General features: G+C 70.4%; 15 protein-coding genes. 4 read left to right on the top strand and 11 right to left on the bottom strand.

Annotated features, from left to right (window positions below):
- Window positions 1-47 precede the first annotated feature (47 nt).
- From EJ913_RS17865 to EJ913_RS33050, 5 genes are all read right to left on the bottom strand, one after another.
- Window positions 48-1055 carry an ABC transporter substrate-binding protein gene (locus EJ913_RS17865; RefSeq protein WP_127000311.1) on the bottom strand — a complete coding sequence of 336 codons (1008 nt, stop codon included), beginning with the start codon at window positions 1053-1055 and terminating at the stop codon, window positions 48-50.
- A gap of 50 nt (window positions 1056-1105) precedes the next feature.
- Window positions 1106-2209 (bottom strand): ABC transporter permease, encoded by a 1104-nt coding sequence (locus EJ913_RS17860; protein ID WP_244939401.1) that lies wholly within the window; start codon window positions 2207-2209, stop codon window positions 1106-1108.
- Window positions 2210-2223: 14 nt separating this feature from the next.
- Window positions 2224-3126: an ABC transporter permease gene (locus EJ913_RS17855; protein ID WP_244939400.1), complete on the bottom strand. Its 903-nt coding sequence runs from the start codon at window positions 3124-3126 to the stop codon at window positions 2224-2226.
- Window positions 3116-3961 (bottom strand): ABC transporter ATP-binding protein, encoded by an 846-nt coding sequence (locus EJ913_RS17850; protein WP_127000309.1) that lies wholly within the window; start codon window positions 3959-3961, stop codon window positions 3116-3118. Before EJ913_RS17850 ends, EJ913_RS17855 begins: the two co-directional genes overlap by 11 nt.
- A 308-nt stretch (window positions 3962-4269) precedes the next feature.
- Window positions 4270-5454, bottom strand: coding sequence for a calcium-binding protein (locus EJ913_RS33050; protein ID WP_127000307.1), 1185 nt, complete (start codon window positions 5452-5454; stop codon window positions 4270-4272).
- Between the two features lie 367 nt (window positions 5455-5821).
- Between EJ913_RS33050 and EJ913_RS17840 the strand changes: the two genes are divergently transcribed.
- The 4 genes from EJ913_RS17840 to EJ913_RS17825 all read left to right on the top strand — a co-directional run bounded on the left by EJ913_RS17840 (window position 5822) and on the right by EJ913_RS17825 (window position 10672).
- Window positions 5822-6946 (top strand): catalase family protein, encoded by a 1125-nt coding sequence (locus EJ913_RS17840; RefSeq protein WP_238519609.1) that lies wholly within the window; start codon window positions 5822-5824, stop codon window positions 6944-6946.
- A 245-nt stretch (window positions 6947-7191) separates the two neighbouring features.
- The gene (locus EJ913_RS17835; RefSeq protein WP_127000303.1) at window positions 7192-8805 is read left to right on the top strand and encodes a Y4lR C-terminal helical domain-containing protein; all 1614 of its coding nucleotides are present in this window, start codon (window positions 7192-7194) and stop codon (window positions 8803-8805) included.
- Between the two features lie 155 nt (window positions 8806-8960).
- Complete coding sequence (locus tag EJ913_RS17830) at window positions 8961-9740, top strand: quinoprotein dehydrogenase-associated SoxYZ-like carrier (RefSeq protein ID WP_244939399.1); 780 nt, start codon at window positions 8961-8963, stop codon at window positions 9738-9740.
- Complete coding sequence (locus EJ913_RS17825) at window positions 9737-10672, top strand: quinoprotein relay system zinc metallohydrolase 1 (protein ID WP_127000299.1); 936 nt, start codon at window positions 9737-9739, stop codon at window positions 10670-10672. The genes EJ913_RS17830 and EJ913_RS17825 overlap by 4 nt, the downstream gene beginning before the upstream one ends.
- A 62-nt stretch (window positions 10673-10734) precedes the next feature.
- Here EJ913_RS17825 and EJ913_RS17820 read toward each other — a convergent pair whose 3' ends face one another.
- The 6 genes from EJ913_RS17820 to EJ913_RS17795 are packed head-to-tail and all read right to left on the bottom strand — an operon-like array spanning window position 10735 to window position 17098.
- Window positions 10735-11766: an SIS domain-containing protein gene (locus tag EJ913_RS17820; RefSeq protein ID WP_127000297.1), complete on the bottom strand. Its 1032-nt coding sequence runs from the start codon at window positions 11764-11766 to the stop codon at window positions 10735-10737.
- 16 nt (window positions 11767-11782) lie between these two features.
- The gene (locus EJ913_RS17815; RefSeq protein WP_127000295.1) at window positions 11783-12679 is read right to left on the bottom strand and encodes a carbohydrate kinase family protein; all 897 of its coding nucleotides are present in this window, start codon (window positions 12677-12679) and stop codon (window positions 11783-11785) included.
- Between the two features lie 4 nt (window positions 12680-12683).
- On the bottom strand, window positions 12684-13805 hold the full coding sequence (locus tag EJ913_RS17810; protein WP_127000293.1) for an ABC transporter ATP-binding protein: 1122 nt from the start codon (window positions 13803-13805) through the stop codon (window positions 12684-12686).
- A gap of 4 nt (window positions 13806-13809) precedes the next feature.
- Window positions 13810-15330 (bottom strand): argininosuccinate lyase, encoded by a 1521-nt coding sequence (locus EJ913_RS17805; protein ID WP_127000291.1) that lies wholly within the window; start codon window positions 15328-15330, stop codon window positions 13810-13812.
- Window positions 15331-15335: 5 nt separating this feature from the next.
- Window positions 15336-16163 (bottom strand): carbohydrate ABC transporter permease, encoded by an 828-nt coding sequence (locus EJ913_RS17800; RefSeq protein WP_127000289.1) that lies wholly within the window; start codon window positions 16161-16163, stop codon window positions 15336-15338.
- Window positions 16160-17098 (bottom strand): carbohydrate ABC transporter permease, encoded by a 939-nt coding sequence (locus tag EJ913_RS17795; protein ID WP_127000287.1) that lies wholly within the window; start codon window positions 17096-17098, stop codon window positions 16160-16162. The genes EJ913_RS17800 and EJ913_RS17795 overlap by 4 nt, the downstream gene beginning before the upstream one ends.

The following is a 17098-nucleotide window of genomic DNA, read 5'->3' as shown; positions in this document are numbered from 1 at the left end:
ACGGGCGGTTTGCCCCGCCGCTCTCGTCAATGGGCATCAACCCATCATTACAGCTTGGACGCCGCGTCGAACACCGCGTGGGTGTAGGCGCCGTCCGGCTTCTTGGAGATCACCGGCGAGGACGCGCCCGACAGCAGGATGCCGACCGTGCGGTCGAAATCGGCCGGATCGAGGTAGCCGGTGCCCTTGGCGCCGCCCTCGATCAGCTTGGCGACCTCCTGCATCATGGTGGTCTGGTGCTCCTTGGTCTGGGCGCCGGTGGTGTCGGCGGCCAGCACGATGTCCACCGCCTCGGCCTGGTTCTTGGCGGCGTAGTCCCAGCCCTTGGCCGAGGCCTTCACGAACTTCGCCAGCTTCTCCACCGTCTTCGGATCGGAGAGCTGCTTGTCGGTGGTGTAGAGCCCATCCTCCAGCGTGGCGACGCCCTGGTCCTGGTACTTGAAGACGACCAGTTCCTCGGGCTTCATGCCGGCCTCGATCAGCTGCCAGTACTCGTTGTAGGTCATGGTCGAGATGCAGGCCGCCTGCTTCTGCAGCAGCGGATCGACGTTGAAGCCCTGCTTGAGCACCTTCACGTCGGCGCCGGAGCCGGAGGTGGAGTAGCCGAGCTTGCTCATCCAGGACAGGAACGGGTACTCGTTGCCCGAGAACCAGACGCCCAGCGTGTTGCCCTTGAAGTCCTTGGGATCGTTGATCTTCGCGTCCTTGCGGCAGGTCAGCATCATGCCGGACTTCTGGTAGAACTGGGCGATGTTGACCAGCGCGACGCCCTTCTCGCGGGTCGCCAGCGCCGAGGGCATCCAGTCGACGATCACGTCGGCGCCGCCGGCCGCGATGATCTGGGTCGGGTTGATGTCCGGGCCGCCGGCCTTGATCGTCATGTCCAGCCCGGCGTCCTTGTAGAAGCCCTTTTCCGCCGCGACGTAATAGCCGGCGAACTGGGCCTGGGTGACCCATTTCAGTTGCAAGGTCAGCTTCTCGGCGGCCGAGGCGGCGGTGGACAGGCCGGTCAGCGCGGCGGCGGCGAGCAGGGCGGCGGTGGCGAGGGTCTTCATCGCGGGTGGGATCCTTCTTTCGGGGCCGGGTTTCGAGGATGGGGCGACGGTCAGCGTTTGCGGAAAGACGGGTGCCAGGCGGTGACGCGGCGCTCCGCCAGGGCGAGCGCGCCGTAGAGGGCGGAGCCGGTCAGGGCGGCGACGGCGATCGTCGCCCAGACCACGTCCAGATTCATGCGGGCCACCTCGGTCGAGATTCGGAATCCCATGCCGACCACCGGCGTGCCGAAGAACTCCGCCACGATGGCGCCGATCAGGGCCAGCGTCGAGTTGATCTTCAGCCCGTTGAACAGGAACGGCAAGGCGCAGGGAAGCCGCAGCAGGAGCAGCGTGCGCCAATACCCCGCGCCGTAGGAGCGCATCAGGTCCAGTTGAATGCGCTCGGCCCCGCGCAGGCCCGCCAGCGTGTTGATCATCATGGGGAAGAAGGTCATGACGACGATGACCGCCGCCTTCGATTGCCAGTCGAAGCCGAACCACATCACCATGATCGGGGCGATGCCGACGACCGGGATGGCGCTGGCGAGGTTGCCGAGCGGCAGCAGGCCGCGCGCCAGGAAGGGCACCCGGTCGGCCAGGATCGCCACCGCGAAGCCGGCGCCGCAGCCCATCAGATAGCCGCGCACCACCGAGGTCAGCACCGTCTGGCCGAAATCGTCCCACAGTTCGGCGGCGTGGGTGGCGAAGGCGGCGAGGATGGCGCCGGGCGGCGGCAGCAGGATGGCCGGCACGCCGAGGCCGCGCGTCAGGATCTCCCACAGCAGCACCAGCGCCAGCCCGAACAGCGCCGGCCCGGCCAGCCGCGCCGCGCCGTCCGCGTCGGCCAGCAGCCGCAGCACCCGCCCCAGCAGCAGCGTCGCCCCCGCCAGATACACCCACAGCCCGGCGCCGGGAACCAGCCCCCGGCCCAGCAGCAGCAACGGCACGGCGTAGGCGGCGGCGACCCCGGCCAGCAGCAGCCCGGCCTCCGCGAGCGCCGACGGCGCCGCCCGCCGCAGCAGGATCGCGGCGAGGGTGAGGAGGAGTCCGGCGAGCGCCACCGGGCTCTGCGTCCACGCCAGCGCCCCGCCGCCGCCCGTCGCGACCGGCAGCACCGGGGCGACCAGCATCACCAGCGGCCAGGGGGCCATCGGGCGAAGCATTTGGCGGGCCATCGTCGTTTCCTGGTTCATCGCGTCGCTCCCGGCCCCCGCACCAACGCCCGTTCGGCGAGGCCCACCAGCAGGACCAGCCCGACGCTGAGCAACGCCGACATGACCAGCGCGCTCCAGATCTGCACGGTCTGGCCGTAATAGGACCCCGACAGCAGCCGCGCGCCCAAGCCGGCCTGCCCGCCGGTCGGCAGCTCGCCGACGATGGCGCCGACGACGCTGGCGGCGATGGCCACCTTCAAGCTGGCGAACAGGAAGGGCAGCGAGGCCGGCAGCCGCAGCAGCAGGAAGGTCCGGGCGGTGCCGGCGCTGTAGGTGCGCATCAGGTCCAGCGTCAGCGGATCGGCCGAGCGCAGCCCCTTCACCATGCCGATGGTGATCGGGAAGAAGCACAGATACATGCTGATGACTGCCTTGGGCAGCAGGCCGGTGAAGCCCAGATTGCCGAGGATGACGACGATCATCGGGGCGATGGCCAGGATCGGGATGGTCTGCGAGGCGATGACCCAGGGCAGCAGGCTGGCCTCCAGCGTGCGCACCTGCACGATCCCCGCCGCCAGCGCCACGCCCAGCACCACCCCCATGGCGAAGCCGGTCAGCGCCGATCCCGCGGTGACGCCGGTGTGGTACAGCAGGTTGCGGATGTGGGTGACCGGGTAGCCGGTCAGCGACTGGTGGAGATCGACCGCCACCTGGTCCGGCGTCGGCAGGATCGGGCGCTTCATGGCGAGCGTCTGCCGGACCAGATCGGCAAAGCTCCACTCCGCTCCGGCGCGGGTCAGGGCGTCGGCCGCCTGCGGGGCGTTCAGCCACACCGCCCCGGCGTACCACGCCGCCAGAACGAACAGCGCCATCGCGGCGACCGGCAGGGCGGCGGCGAAGAGGGCGCGGCCCCCAGCCGTCCTGGGATCAGTCGTCATAGGAGTGGCCCTCCATCAGTCCCTCGCGGACGCGGTGGGCGATGCGCTGGAACTCCGGACTCTCGCGGATGCCGAGCGTGCGCTCGCGCGGCAGGTCGCGGGCGCAGTCGATGACGTCGAGGATGCGGCCGGGGCGCGGGCTCATCACCACGATGCGGGTGGAGAGGAACACGGCCTCGGCGATGGAGTGGGTGACGAAGACGCAGGTCTTGCGCGTGCGCAGCCAGAGCCGGGTGAGGTTGACGTTCAGGTGGTCGCGGGTGATCTCATCGAGCGCGCCGAAGGGTTCATCCATCAGCAACAGGTCAGGGTCGAAGGCCAGCGCGCGGGCGATGGACACCCGCTGCTGCATGCCGCCCGACAACTGCCAGGGGAATTTCCGCTCGAAGCCGGCCAGCCCGACCCGCTCCAGCTGCTCGCCGGCGCGGGTCCGCCGCTCGGCGGCGGGCATCCCCATGATCTCCAGCGGCAGCGTCACGTTGCGCTCGACGTTGCGCCACGGGTAGAGCGCCGGAGCCTGGAAGACATAGCCGTAGGCGCGCTTCAGCCGCGCCTGTTCCGGCGTCATCCCGTTGACCAGCACGTCGCCGGAACTCGGCTGCTCGAGGTCGGCGATCACCCGCATCAGCGTGGTCTTGCCGCAGCCGCTCGGCCCGATCAGGGAAATGAAGTCGCCCTTGGCGATGGACAGGCTGACGTCGCTCAACGCGGTGACCGGCTGGTCGGCGGTCTGGTAAATCAGATTCAGGCGGCGGATGTCCACGATGGTGCGCGGGGACTCCGCCTCGGCCGCGGTCGGGACGGCGGCGAGCGGAGCTGGCTGGGCGGCTGGCACGGGCGGGGGTCCTCGCGTTGGCGTCTCTCGCGGCCATTGGCAGCAAGAAGCGCGCCAAGCCGGGCGATCCGGCGCGAAGCTTTGACCGGCAAGCGGCTCCTCAAAGGAAAAAACCTGTCCAGCAAGACAGGAACCGACGGAGTGGACAGGGCGGAAAACGCGCGAAACGGCAGACCGGCTGGCTGAAAAAGATGCCACCACGGATGTTGTGGTCAAATTTCAGGCAGGGAATGCCGCCAGCGAAAACGCCGCCGCACCGAAGTCTCAGGGGTGGAGCGACGGGCGCCCCACCCCTTTGGTGGCTGGATTTAAAGCCCGGCCGAGGCGAGCGCACCGCTCGCCGACGACGTCAGCAGCGTGGCGTCGGCCGTCCGCGTCGTGGTGGCGGCAAGCGGCAGCGCCGACCGTCCCTCGCGATACCCGGATGTGACGTAATGGGTCGCCGCCGCCAGTTCGCTGGAACCGACCGCCTTTTGAAGATCGGGGTTGCGCGCCAGATAGGCCGCCGCGTTGAAGCTGGTCGACCGCCCCTCGATCCGTCCGCTGGTGATGTAGTGCTGGGTCGCCGCGGTGGTGTTGGTTCCGAACACGCCGATCAGGTCGGGGTTCGCCGCCAGATAGGACGTGGCGTTGAAGCTGGTGCTGCGCCCCTCGATCCGTCCGCTGGTGATGTAGTGCTGGGTCGCTGCGGTGGTGTTGGTTCCGAAGGCCGCCGCCAAGTCCGGATTGGCCGCGATGTAGGCCAACCCGTCGAAGCTGGTCGACCGGCGCTCACGCGCGCCCGAACTCATGTAGTGCGCGATCGCCGCATCGCCGTTGGTGCCGAACGCGGCGGCCAGATCACGGTTGGCTGCCAGATAGGCGAAGGGATCGAACGCCGCCACGGTGGTGGTCGAGACGGTCTGGTCGTAGTAACGGATGTATTCGACACCGGCCGTCTTGTCGTACCCGCTGCTGTCGCCCACGTAGACATAGCCGTTGTAGGCCACCGCGGTCGAGGACGATTTCCAGGCACTTCGCACCACCGTATCGACGCCCGCGCCCCCGTCGATGTAATTGACGCCGTCGCCGCCATCGAGCAGGTCGTTGCCGTCACCGCCGTAGATGGTGTCGTTGCCGGAATAGCCCCGCAACGTGTCGTTCAAACTCGATCCCGCGAGCGTATCGGCTCCCGAGAGGATCGTGTTGCGCGCAATCGACGCCGCCCCGCTGTTGACCCAGCTCATGAACGTCGATGTGGGAATGCTCATGCCGCTGATCGAGTAGTTGACCTCGCCGGCGTACACGTCGCGAATCGCGTTCAACGTGCCGCTGTTCGGGAGGCCGGCCGCGCTGTAGCCGAACGTCCCATAAAACTCGGTCTGGTAGCCGGGGCCATAGGTGACGACGATTGCATTCGATGCCGTGTAGGCGATGGTTCCCGAGAGCAGGCTCGAGACATTGATGCTGTCCGTATTGATGGCGTAGCGGCCGCCCGCGATGATGGTGGTCACGTTGATTCCCCAAGTTTCTCTCCAGCCTGAGGCTATTATAGTCCACAGTTCTGGATTGTTAACCGGGTTGTACGATCATCGCGTGATTGCCGTTGCGGCACCCTCATCGCGCCTGCGGTGGCGGTGCCCGTTCAGCCGCTTGGCCTTCCACGCGAAGCGCCGGTCCGCTGCCGGCGAAAGGCCGGGTGGTCGCCGCCCACCCTTGATGATTTTCCGGACGTCCCGTGGATCGTCCTTGCCGTCCCCGAAAGCGGATGTCCGGCCGGAGCGTCGGCGCAAGGGGCCACGGAACAGTGGAGGGACACCGGCTGTTGACGCTGGAACCGGCCCCAGGCCTCAGCTCCCGCCCATGCTCCGGAGATCCCTCTTGTCCGCAACCGATTCCACGACCGCCCCCATTCCCGCCGGCCCCCTGCGCTACACCCCCTCGGTCGAGACCCCGCAAGCCGACGAGGCCGAAACGGCCGAGGCCCTGGCCGAAACCATGCTGTCGATCAGCCGGACGACTTACAAGGACGGCGGACACGCGCTGCGCAGCGTCCATGCCAAAAGCCACGGCCTGCTGGTCGGCCGGCTGGAGGTGCTGGACGGCCTTCCCCCGGTTCTGGCCCAGGGGCTGTTCGCGCAGCCGGCCGACCACGCCGTTCTCCTGCGCCTGTCCACCACGCCCGGCGACATCCTGCCCGACAGCGTCTCGACCCCGCGCGGGATGGCGGTCAAGGTGCTGGGCGTGACCGGGGCGCGGCTGCCGGGGTCGGAAGGGGCGACCACCCAGGATTTCGTGCTCGCCAACGGCCCGGCCTTCACGGCCCCCGACGCCAAGTCCTTTCTCGGCAACCTCAAGCTTCTGGCCGCCACCACCGACAAGGCCGAAGGGCTGAAGAAGGCGCTCTCCGCCACCCTGCGAGGCGCCGAGCGGGTGGTCGAGGCGTTCGGCGGCGAAAGCCCCACCTTGAAGAGCATGGGCGGCCATCCGGAAACGCACATCCTGGGCGAGCGCTTCTTCAGTCAGGTGCCGCTGCGCTACGGCGATTACGTCGCCAAGCTGTCGGTGGTTCCGGTCTCGCCGGAACTGGTGGCGCTGTCGGGAGCGCCTCTCGACCTGAACGGGGCGCCGAACGGACTGCGCGAGGCGGTGGTCGATTTTTTCCAGCGCCACGCCGGGGTCTGGGAACTGCGCGTCCAACTGTGCACCGACCTCGACAGCATGCCGGTCGAGGACGCCTCGGTGGTCTGGCCGGAGGATCGCAGCCCCTACGTCACGGTCGCCCGCATCGTCGTTCCGGTCCAGAACGCCTGGAGCGCGGAGCGGGCCCAGGCCGGCGACGACCGCCTGTCCTTCAGCCCCTGGCATGGCTTGGCCGCCCACCAGCCGCTGGGCTCGGTCATGCGGGCGCGCCGGCTCGCCTATGAGCGGTCGGCGGCCTACCGCGCCGAACGCAACGGCTGTCCCATGGCGGAACCGCAGAGCAATTACCGGATGCCGGGATAGGCCGCTCTGTCGAGGCCGGAGTCAGGGGCTGAGCATCCCTGGCCCATGGGGAGACGCCCGCCGCCCCATCCGTCCCGTCGTTGCCTTGCTGTCGGTTGGTAAGGAAAAAAACGGGCCGGCGGCGTCCAGGGATGCCGCCGAGAAGCCGCTTGCGATGCGGTTTCCGGCTCTCTCCAGACCTGTGGCAATCCGCGGCGCGGAGTTTTAAGGTGGCTGCGAGTTTCCCACCCGCATCGGACGTTTCCATGGCCCGCAGCAACCCGTTGATGATGTTCGCCAAACAGGTCGCCGCCGAAATGGCGTCCGGCGGGCCGGGGCAAGGCGTGGCGATGGCGATGGCGGCGCTCGACCGCATTCCCGACGCCGCCGAGCAGCTTCTGGGCCTGATCGTCGCCGAAAGCGGCGTGATGAACCCGGATGGGGAACTGATCGAGGCGCTCGCCCTGCTGCTGGGGCAGGCGCTGGAATCGCTGCGTTTCGCCACGGAGAGCGGGCACGGCGAGGCCGCGACGCGGCTGGACGGGCTGCGCGCCGCGCTGGTCGCGCTGGTCGGGCGCAACGCCATCGACGTCGACAGCCTGATGCTGGTGGTCCGTCAGTTCACCGTCGCCGGGGTCGATCCGGGGAACGAGCTGCGCAGCGCGATGGTCGAGCGGATGGGCGCGCTGGCCGATTCCGACGATCTCGCCGGGGACCCGCTGGAACCCCTGGCGCTGCTGGCGACCGAGGTGGAGGACGAGTTCACCCTGTTCGCCCTGATCCGGGAGATGACCGGGGCGCTGCCGGACGAGCACCGCACCATGCTGGCCGCCGCCGCCTTCGCGCCGGGCGCCGCGCCGCTGCCCGGTCTCGACCGGCTGCGCGAGGCGGCGTTGGGCCTGCTGTTCGACTCCGCCGAGCCGGTCCGCCGGGAAAGCGCCGCGCTGTTGGGCGCCGCCGCCGAGCGGGGGGAGCTGTCGGGGATCACGCTGCGGCGGATGATCGCGCTGCGCAACTGGGTGCCGGCGGGGGAGCGCGCCGCGCTGGACGACGCCATCCGCAAGGCCCGGCTGAAGGGCGTCGCCATCGCGCCGCTGCCGTCGGCCGACGTGCGGGAGGTCTTCGCCACCGGCTGGGACGGCGCCGGGGCGCAGTCCCTGTTCTTCGTGGTCAAGGAGGGGCGGCGCTTCGCCTTGGCGGCGCTGCTGCTCAAGCAGGGGTTCGGCGTCCGCGACGCCTGGGTCCAGCACGGCGGCACCAAGCGGGACGCCGACGGCCTGCTGGGCGAGGTCGAGGAGCAGGTCGGGCTCGTCCGCACGACGATGGAGTACGCGGCGGAGGCGGCGGCCTTCGCGCTCGGGATCAACGCCGCCTCGGGCGTCCTGCCGCCCTTCGGCCTGATCGACGCGGCGGAAACGGCGGGGCTGGCGAATCTCCAGCCGGAGACCGTCGCGGTCGAGGCGCTGGTGGAGATGCTGTGCGCGGATCTGCCCTCCGGACCGGAGGCGGAGTCGCTGGCCTTCGCCGCCAGCGCGACGTGGCGCCAGCGCCACCCCTTCACCCAATCCTGGTTCGAGAGCGGCGACGAGGTCGGCGAGCTGCTGGGGCGCAAGCGGCTGGCGAAGGGCAAGGCGGCCGACCTGATCCTCGACCAATGCCTGGAGGGCCGCCGCCGCCTCTGGGCCGAGCGCATCGCCTGGACCGCCGCCGCCCTGCGCCAGCCGCAGCAAGCGGGCCGCAAAACCAAGGCGGGGCTTCCCGGCGCCGCCGACTGGGCGGATTTCGCGCTGGTCGCCCGCGCGCTGCTGGCGGGGACGCCGCTGCGCGCGCTTCCCGTCATGGTCGCGGTCGCCCGCGCCAGCGTCGAGCACTTCGCGTAGGGGCCGGTCCGCCGGTCCTGGCCGTCGCGAAGCGTATCGTTCGAAAGTACAATTATCGCGGTAGCGGATCGTGTCTATCCTCCCCCGAGCCACGGGAACGGGGGAACGTCATGCGGGGGCGGGACGGAAGGGCAGGGGGCCGGGCATGGGCGGCGTTGGGCCTTCTCGCCGCCTTGTCGCCGTTTCCGGCACCGGCGGCCTCGCCGCCCGACCCGCTCGGTTCGGTCCTGTGGGACGCGGCGCGCGAGCAGTATCTCGGCGACGGGCCTCTGGTGTTCGACGACCGCGTCAAGGTCACCGCACCGTCCAACGCCGAGGACACCCGCGCCGTCCCCATCGCCGTCGACGCCCGCTCCCTTCCCGGCGTGACCGAGCTGGTCGCCATCGCCGACATGAATCCCTTCCCGCTGGTGCTGCGGATGCGCGTTTCGGGCGCCGTGCCCTACGTCGCCACCCGCATCAAGATCCAGCAGGCGACCGCCGTCCACGGCGCCGCGCGCACCGCCGACGGGGTGTGGCACGTTTCCGGCACGCTGGTGGACGCGGCGGGCGGCGGGTGCAGCGCCCCGCCGCTGTCCTACGCGCAGTCGGACTGGGCCGACCATGTGGGCGAGGTGCAGGCCCGCGTCTGGCCGCCGGACGCGGACGGCGTGGCGCGGCTGCGGCTGCGCATCCGTCACCCCAACGACACCGGGCTGGTCCCCGGCATCCCCGCCTTCTTCGTCGAGACTCTGAGCGTCCACGCCGAGAACGGTCCCGAACTGGCCCGCATCGACAGCCTGGAGCCGGTCTCGGAAAACCCGGTCTTCACCCTGGATCTCCGCCCGCCGCCGGGCACCGCCGCCCTGACCCTGAAGGGCCGCGACACCCAGGGCGGCGCCATCGCCGCCCGCGTCCCGGTGCCCGTTTCCACCGTCCAGAGGCCCGGCCAATGAGCGTCCGCCTGCTCGGCGCCGTCCTGCTGGCGCTCCTCGCCGCCCCGGCGCTCGCCGACGGCCCGTTGGTCTACGGGCTGACCCCCAGGCCCATCGCCCCTGACACCTACGTGTTCGAAGGCGCCATCGCGCATTTCACCCGCGAGAACGGCGGCAACATCCTGAACGCCGCCTTCATCGTCACGGCGGACGGGGTGGTCGTCCTCCAGACCGGTCCGTCCCGCCGCTACGGCGAGGAGATGCGCGCCGCCATCCGCCGCGTCACCGACCGGCCGGTCCGCAAGGTCTACGTCAGCAACCTGCACCCGGATTATTTCCTGGGATCGCAGGCCTTCGCCGACGCGACCGTCGCCGCCCTTCCCGGCACCATCGCCGGCATCCAAGAGGAAGGGAGCGGCATCGCCGAGAACATGTACCGCCTGATCGGCGATTGGATGCGCGGCACCCAGGCGGTGGCGCCGACCGAGCCGGTCTACGGCTCCACCGTCGCGATGGGCGGCCACAGGCTGCGCCTGATCCCGCTGGACGGCCACACCGCCGCCGACCTCGCCGTGCTGGACGAGACGACCGGCGTGCTGTTCGCGGGCGGGGTGGTGTTCTGCGACCGCACGCCGACCACCCCGCACGCCGACGTGGCGCGCTGGCTGGCGGCGCTCGACGCGCTGGAGGGGTTGGAGTTCCGGCTGCTGGTGCCCAACCACGGCCGCATCCGCGCCGACCGGGCCTGCATCGCGCAGACCCGCGACTGGCTGACTTGGCTGGACGGCCGGCTGCGCGCGGCGGTCGAGGCCGGGCTGGACATGACCGAGGCGCTCGACCTGCCGATCCCCGAGCGCTTCCACACCCTGGCCGTGCTGCGCGAGGAGTACCGACGCTCCGTCGCCCATCTGTGGCCCAGGATCGAGCAGGCTGCGCTGCCCCGCGTCGATTGATCCTATCCGGCCGGGCTTGCTCCATCCCAACCCCTGTCCGATGGGTAGGCGGAGCGGTCGGGTCAGGTCGTCGCCGTCACCTTGGACAGGTTGGCCGGCCGGTCGGGGTCGAGGCCCTTGCGGCGGGCCACGGCTTCGATCATCCGGTAATAGCAGGCGATCGACACCAGCGGGTCGATCAGGCCGGAACCGGTCGTCGGAACCGCGCCGCCGGAGCCGGGCAGGGGGGATGCCGACAGCGGCCGAGCGACGGCGCCGAGGGCCGCCAGCCGGTCCAGGGCCTGCCGGTTGTGATCGAAGGCCGCATCGTCGGGAACGAAGGCGACGACGGGGAAGCCGGCCCCCACCAACCGCAGCGGCCCGTGCATCAGCTCCGCCAAGGAGAAGGCCTCGGCGTGGATTCCGGTGGTTTCCTTGGCCTTCAGCGCCGCCTCCAGCGCGATGGCGTAACCGGGGCCGCGCCCGGCGGTGTAGAAGGAGGTCGCGACGGCCAGCGTGTCGGCGATGTCCGTGGTGTCGACGGCGGTCGCGGCGGCCAGCGCGCCGGGCAACGCGCCGACGCCATGGCGCAGCGCGTCGTCCCCGGCAACGGCGGCGACCATGGCGGCGAGCGCCGCGCCGGTGGCGATGAAGGATTTCGTCGCGGCGACGCTGCGCTCGGCCCCCGCGTGCAGCGCCAGCACGAGATCGGCCTCGCGGGCGAGCGGGCTGTCGGTGACGTTGACGACGGCGACGGTGACGGCGCCGCCGCGCTTGGCGGCGGCCTGGAGCGCCACGATGTCCGGGCTCGCTCCCGATTGCGAGACGGTGACGTGGACGCCGTCGTCGAGACGCAGGGGCGCGCCGTAGACCGACGCGACCGAGGGGCCGATCGAGGCGACGGGGATGCCCGTCCGGATCTCCATCAGGTATTTGAAGAAGGTCGCGGCGTGGTCGGACGAGCCGCGCGCGGCGGTGGTCACCACCGTCGGGCGCCGCGCCGCGAACAGGCGGGCGATCTCGGCGAAGACCGCCGCCTCGCGGTCGAGCAGGGCCGCGACCACGGCGGGCGACTCGTTGGTCTCGGTCAGCATCAGCGATTGCGCGGTCGTCATCGGTCGCATCCCGTCGTCAAGGCGAAGCGTCAGGGCGTGGGGCGCCGCCGGTACGGCCGACCGAGGCGCTGCCGGTGGCGATCGCCGCCGCAAGGCAGGCCCGGTGGCCGTAGCCGTCGAGCCAAGCGTCCAGGAAGCCGGCGTTGAAGGCGTCGCCGGCCCCGGTGGTGTCCACCACGGGGACCGTCTCCGCCGCCATCGACAGCCGCAGGCCGCCGGCTCCGGCCAGCACCGCGCCGTCTCCGCCGCGCTTCACCACCGTCAGGGGAAAGGCGTCGGCGAGGCGGTCGAGCCCGTCCTGGACGTCGGCGCGGCCGGTGATCGCCCGCAACTCCTCCTCGTTGGGAAGAAACAGGTCGATTCCGGCGCAGGCCGCCAGCAGGCCGGGGTCTCGGATCAGCGCGTCGTCCCAGCTCGGGTCGAGCGACACCGACAGGCCGCGGGCCTTGGCTTGGGCGACGAGGCCGGGGATCTCGTGAAGCGTGGCGTATTCGGCGATGTGCAGGTGGCGGACGCGCCGGTCGGCGAGGGCGGCGTCAAGCGTCGCCGGCCGCGCGGTGCCGGCGCGGCGCGACACGAAGGCCCGCTCGCTGCCCTGCACCAGGGCGACGGTCGGCTGCGGCCCGGCTTCGGCGGAGCGTTCAAGGTGGCCGAGGTCGACGCCGCTGGCCGCCAGCTCCGCCTCCAGCGCGCAGGACAGCGCGTCGAGTCCGAGGCGGCTGGCAAGGAAGGCCGGGCGACCGCGCGCCGCCAGATGCGCGGCGGTGATGTAGCCGCCGCCGCCGGCCGAGAGGGCGAACCCCCCGGCGAAGCGCTCCCGCCCGAGTTCGGGCATCTCGGCGAGGCCGGTGAACAGCAGGTCGCAATAGAGGCGCCCGAGGCACAGGATCCCGTGGGTGTCGGCGTTCGGCATGGGGTCAGGGCTGCTGGAGAAGGGGGCGCGGGAAGGCGCGTTCCGTCGCGGCGTCGAACAGGTGCAGCGCCGCCGGGTCGGCGGCCAGCGTCACCCGCTGGCCCGGCGACGGAACGATCCGGCCGGGGGCGAGCCCGACGACGCTGCGGCGGCCGATGTCGACATGGACCAGCGTCTCGGTGCCCAGCGTCTCGACGACGGCGACGGTGCCGGACAGGGTGAAGGCGGCGCTGTCCGGCGCCGCCTTCAGGAGCAGATCGTGCGGGCGGACGCCGAGCAGCACCTTCGGTCCGCCACCGCCCGCCCTGTTGCCGACGAGCGCGATGGGCGGGCGGACGAAGGCGTCGCCGTCCTCCAGCGCCACGCCGTCGGCGCCGTCGCGGCTGGCCAGCGCGCCGGGCAGCAGGTTCATCGTCGGGCTGCCGATGAAGCGGGCGGTGAAGACGTCGACCGGCCGCTCGTACAGCTCCATCGGCGCGCCGATCTGCAGGATGCGGCCCTCGCGCATCACGACGATGCGGTCGGCCATGGTCATCGCCTCCACCTGGTCGTGGGTGACGAAGACCGAGGTGGCGCCCAGCTTCTGGTGCAGCCGCTTGATCTCGATGCGCATCTGGCCGCGCAGCTGGGCGTCGAGGTTGGACAGCGGCTCGTCGAACAGGAAGGCCGAGGGGTTGCGCACCATGGCGCGGCCGATCGCCACGCGCTGGCGCTGGCCGCCCGAAAGCTGCGCCGGCCGGCGGTCGAGCAGCGCCTCCAGCCCCAGCGAGCGGGCGACCTCCTGGATGCGGGCCTGCTTCTCCGCCTTCGGCAGCTTGCTGGTGTAGAGCCCGAAGCCAATGTTCTCGGCGACCGTCACATGCGGGTAGATGGCGTAGTTCTGGAACACCATCGCGATGTTGCGGCCTTTCGGCTCGACCTGGTTCACCACCCGGCCGTCGATGCGGATGACCCCCTCGGAGGCGTCCTCCAGTCCGGCGATCATCCGCAACGTCGTGGACTTTCCGCAGCCGCTGGGGCCGACCAGCACGACGAACTCGCCCTCGGCGACGCTGAGGTCGATTCCCTGGACGATGGTGGCCGGGCCGTAGCGCTTGACCAGCTTTTCCAACGCGATCGTGGCCATGGGATCAGTCTCCGAGAAGGGCGGCGAAGCCGGCGGCGCGGCGTTTGGCGGCGTCGCGCTCGCGTTCGGCGTCGGCTGCCGCCGTGGTCTTCAGCGCGGCAAGCTCGGCCTCGTAGCGGGCGAAGGCGGCGTCGAGCGCCGCCGGGGCGGGGCCGCCCAGCCGGTCGCGCACGGCGATGAAATGCTCGACCGAGACGACGCCGGCGTAGTCCTCGGCGGACAGCAGGCTTTCCCGGCCCGTCGCCTGGGCGAAGGCGGCGCGGAACGGCGCGTAGCCGTCGGTCCCGATGTCGCCCTCCACCGCCACCACGGCGCGGGCGACGGCGGCGGCGATCTCGTGCGCCTGCCGGAAGGACAGACCCTCGCGGCGCACCAGGCTGTCGGCCAGCTCGGTGATGGTGATGCAGCTCCGTCGCGTGTTGCGGGCGACCTTGGCGGGGTCGATGCGCACCGCCTCGATCAGCGCGGTGTAGAGCGCCAGCACCCGGTCGGCCTGGGCGAAGGCCTCGTGGCCGAAGCCCTGGGACTCGCCCTCGCTGTCGTTCATGTCGGTGAAGGGGGTGTTGTGCATGATGGTGACGACCGCGTGGGCGCGCGCCGCCGTCTGCGAGGCGAGGTGGCGCAGATGCTCGATCGGCACCGGGTTGCGCTTCTGCGGCATGATCGAGCTGATCTGCACGAAGGCGTTGGGGGCGTAGACCTGCCCGACCTCGAAGGAGGTCCAGACCTGGAGATCCTGGATCGGCCGGCCGAGATGCAGCGCGAACAGCTCCAGCGCCGAATAGGTGGAGGTCACGTAATCGACGGCGGCGATGCAGCCGTAGGAATTCTCCAGCGGCCGGGCGAAGCCGAGCAGCTCGGCCATCCGCGCGCGGTCGATCGGGAAGCCCGAGGTGGTGATCGCCGCCGCCCCCATCGGGCAGCGGTCGACGATGCCGCGCGCCGCCGCCATGCGGGCGGTGTCGCGCAGCACCACCTCGATCACCGCCGACAGGTAATGGCCGAAGGTGGAGGGCTGCGCCGGCTGGCCGTGGGTGTAGGCGACGATGGGCGTGTCGCGGTCGCGCCGGGCGACGCGCAGCAGCGTCTCGGCCAGCGCGAAGGCACGGGCGAGGAAGCCGTCGATGCGGTCCTTCAGCGCCAGCTTGAACAGGGTGTGGTCGATGTCGTTGCGCGAGCGCGCGGTGTGCAGCCGCCCGGCGACGTCGGGGCCGAGCCGGGTCTTCAGCTCCTTCTCGATCAGGAAGAAGAAGTCCTCGACCTCGCCGGTGTAGGTCAGGGCGGGCACGTCGATCTCGCGGTCGATGGCCTCCAGCGCCCGGGCGATGGCCTGGGCGGTCGGCCGGTCGAGGATGCCGGTCTCGGCCAGCATCACCAGATGCGCGCGGTCGATGGCGCGGAAGCCCTCGACATGCGCCGCCTTGGCGCCGTCGAACAGCGGGCGCAGCACCGTCTCCTTGTAGACGGGGTCGGGAAAGCGGCTGTCGTCCGCGCTGCGTGGGTCGAGGCTGCGTGGGTCGGACATGGCGATCACCCTTTCAATCCGGCCAGCATGACGCCGCGCACGATGAAGCGTTGCAGAACGAGGAAGACGAGGAGCGTCGGCAGCGTGGCGATGGCCGCCCCGGTCATGATCATCTCCCAGGCCACCGACTGCTCGACCGAGAAGCTCGACAGCCCGACCGGCAGGGTGAACATCTCGGCGCGGGTGGAGACGATCAGCGGCCAGATGAAGGCCGTCCAGTTGCCGAGGAAGGTGAAGATCGCCAGCGCCGACAGGGCCGGCGTCACCAGCGGCATCGCCACCTTCCACCAGATGGTGAACTCGTTCAGCCCGTCGATGCGCGCCGCCTCCAGGAAATCGTCGGGCACGGTCTCGAAGAACTGGCGCATCAGGAAGGTGCCGAAGGCGGTCATCAGGCCGGGGAAGACGATGCCCCAATAGCTGTCGAGCCAGCCGAAGCGGCTCGCCATCAGGTACCAGGGGATCACCAGCATCTCGGTCGGGATCATCAGCGTCGACAGGATGGCGAGGAACACCAGCCGGCGGCCGGGGAAGCGGAACTTGGCCAGCGTGTAGCCGACCAGCCCGTCGAAGAAGACGTTGGACACCGTCGCCAGCACGGCGATGAACAGCGAGTTGAGGAACCAGCGCAGGAAGCGCCCGTCCTCCAGGATGGTCCGGTAATTGTCCAGCGTCGGCTCGGCCGGGACCAGCCGCAGGTCGAAGACCTGGGAGGAATCCTTCAGCGAGGTCGAGAACATGAACAGGATCGGCGTCACCATGACGATTCCGCCGAGGAACAGCAGGGTCCAGGCCACCACCCGGCCGGGGCGGGCCTTCGAAAGCGCCGTCATGTCGGTTGCCTCATCAGCCGGAGCTGGAGCAGGGAGATCGCCAGCAGGATCAGGAACAGCACCACCGTCTGGGCCGACGCGTAGCCGACGTCGTAGGACTTGAAGGCGGTCTGGTAGATCATGATCACCAGCGGCTTGGTCGAATCGAGCGGCCCGCCGGGATCGTTGGTGTTCATGTTGTAGACGTAGTCGAAGATGCGCAGGAAGCCGATCGAGGCGAACACCACCAGGAAGACCAGCGTCGGCTTCAGCAGCGGCAGGGTGATGCGCCACAGGATGGCGCGCTCGCTCAAGCCGTCGATGCGCGCCGCCTCGTAGTAGGAGGTCGGGATGGCGCGCAGCCCGGCCAGGAAGATGATGATCTGGAAGCCCATGCCGGCCCACACCGCCGGGACCAGGATGGTCGGCAGCGCCTGGAGGGTCGAGCGCAGGAAGGGCTGCGCCGGCAGGCCGAGCGAGGCCAGCAGGTTGTTGATCGGCCCGATCGGCACCGGCTGGAAAAAGTAGCGCCAGACCCAGGCCATCGCCACGGCGGTGGTCAGGAAGGGCAGGAAGTACAGCGCGCGCAGGAAGCCGTGCAGGAAGCGCACGCGGTCGAGATGGTAGGCGATGGCGAAGGACAGCACGAGGCTGACCGGCGTGCCCAGGATCAGGTAGAGGAAGGTGTTGGCGAACACCTTCCAGAACAACGGGTCGGCGAGCAGGCGCCGGTAGTTGTCCAACCCGACGAACTGGGCGGGGCGCAGCAGGTTCCAGTCGGTGAAGGAGATCCAGAAGGCCTCCGCCGTCGGCCAGAACCGGATCGCCCCGTAGAAGACCACCGGCACCGCCAGGAACAGCCACGCCCACAGCACGCGCTTGGCGGAGAGGGTCAGCCGGTCCGACAGGCGGCCGGCTCTCCTCTCCGTTCCAGGCGTTGCCGGAGCCTCATGCAT

Origin of the sequence: Azospirillum doebereinerae (genome assembly GCF_003989665.1) — a bacterium.
Taxonomy (GTDB): domain Bacteria; phylum Pseudomonadota; class Alphaproteobacteria; order Azospirillales; family Azospirillaceae; genus Azospirillum; species Azospirillum doebereinerae.
The sequence above is the reverse complement of the archived record's forward strand: the minus strand, read 5'-3'. Positions and strand labels throughout refer to the sequence as shown.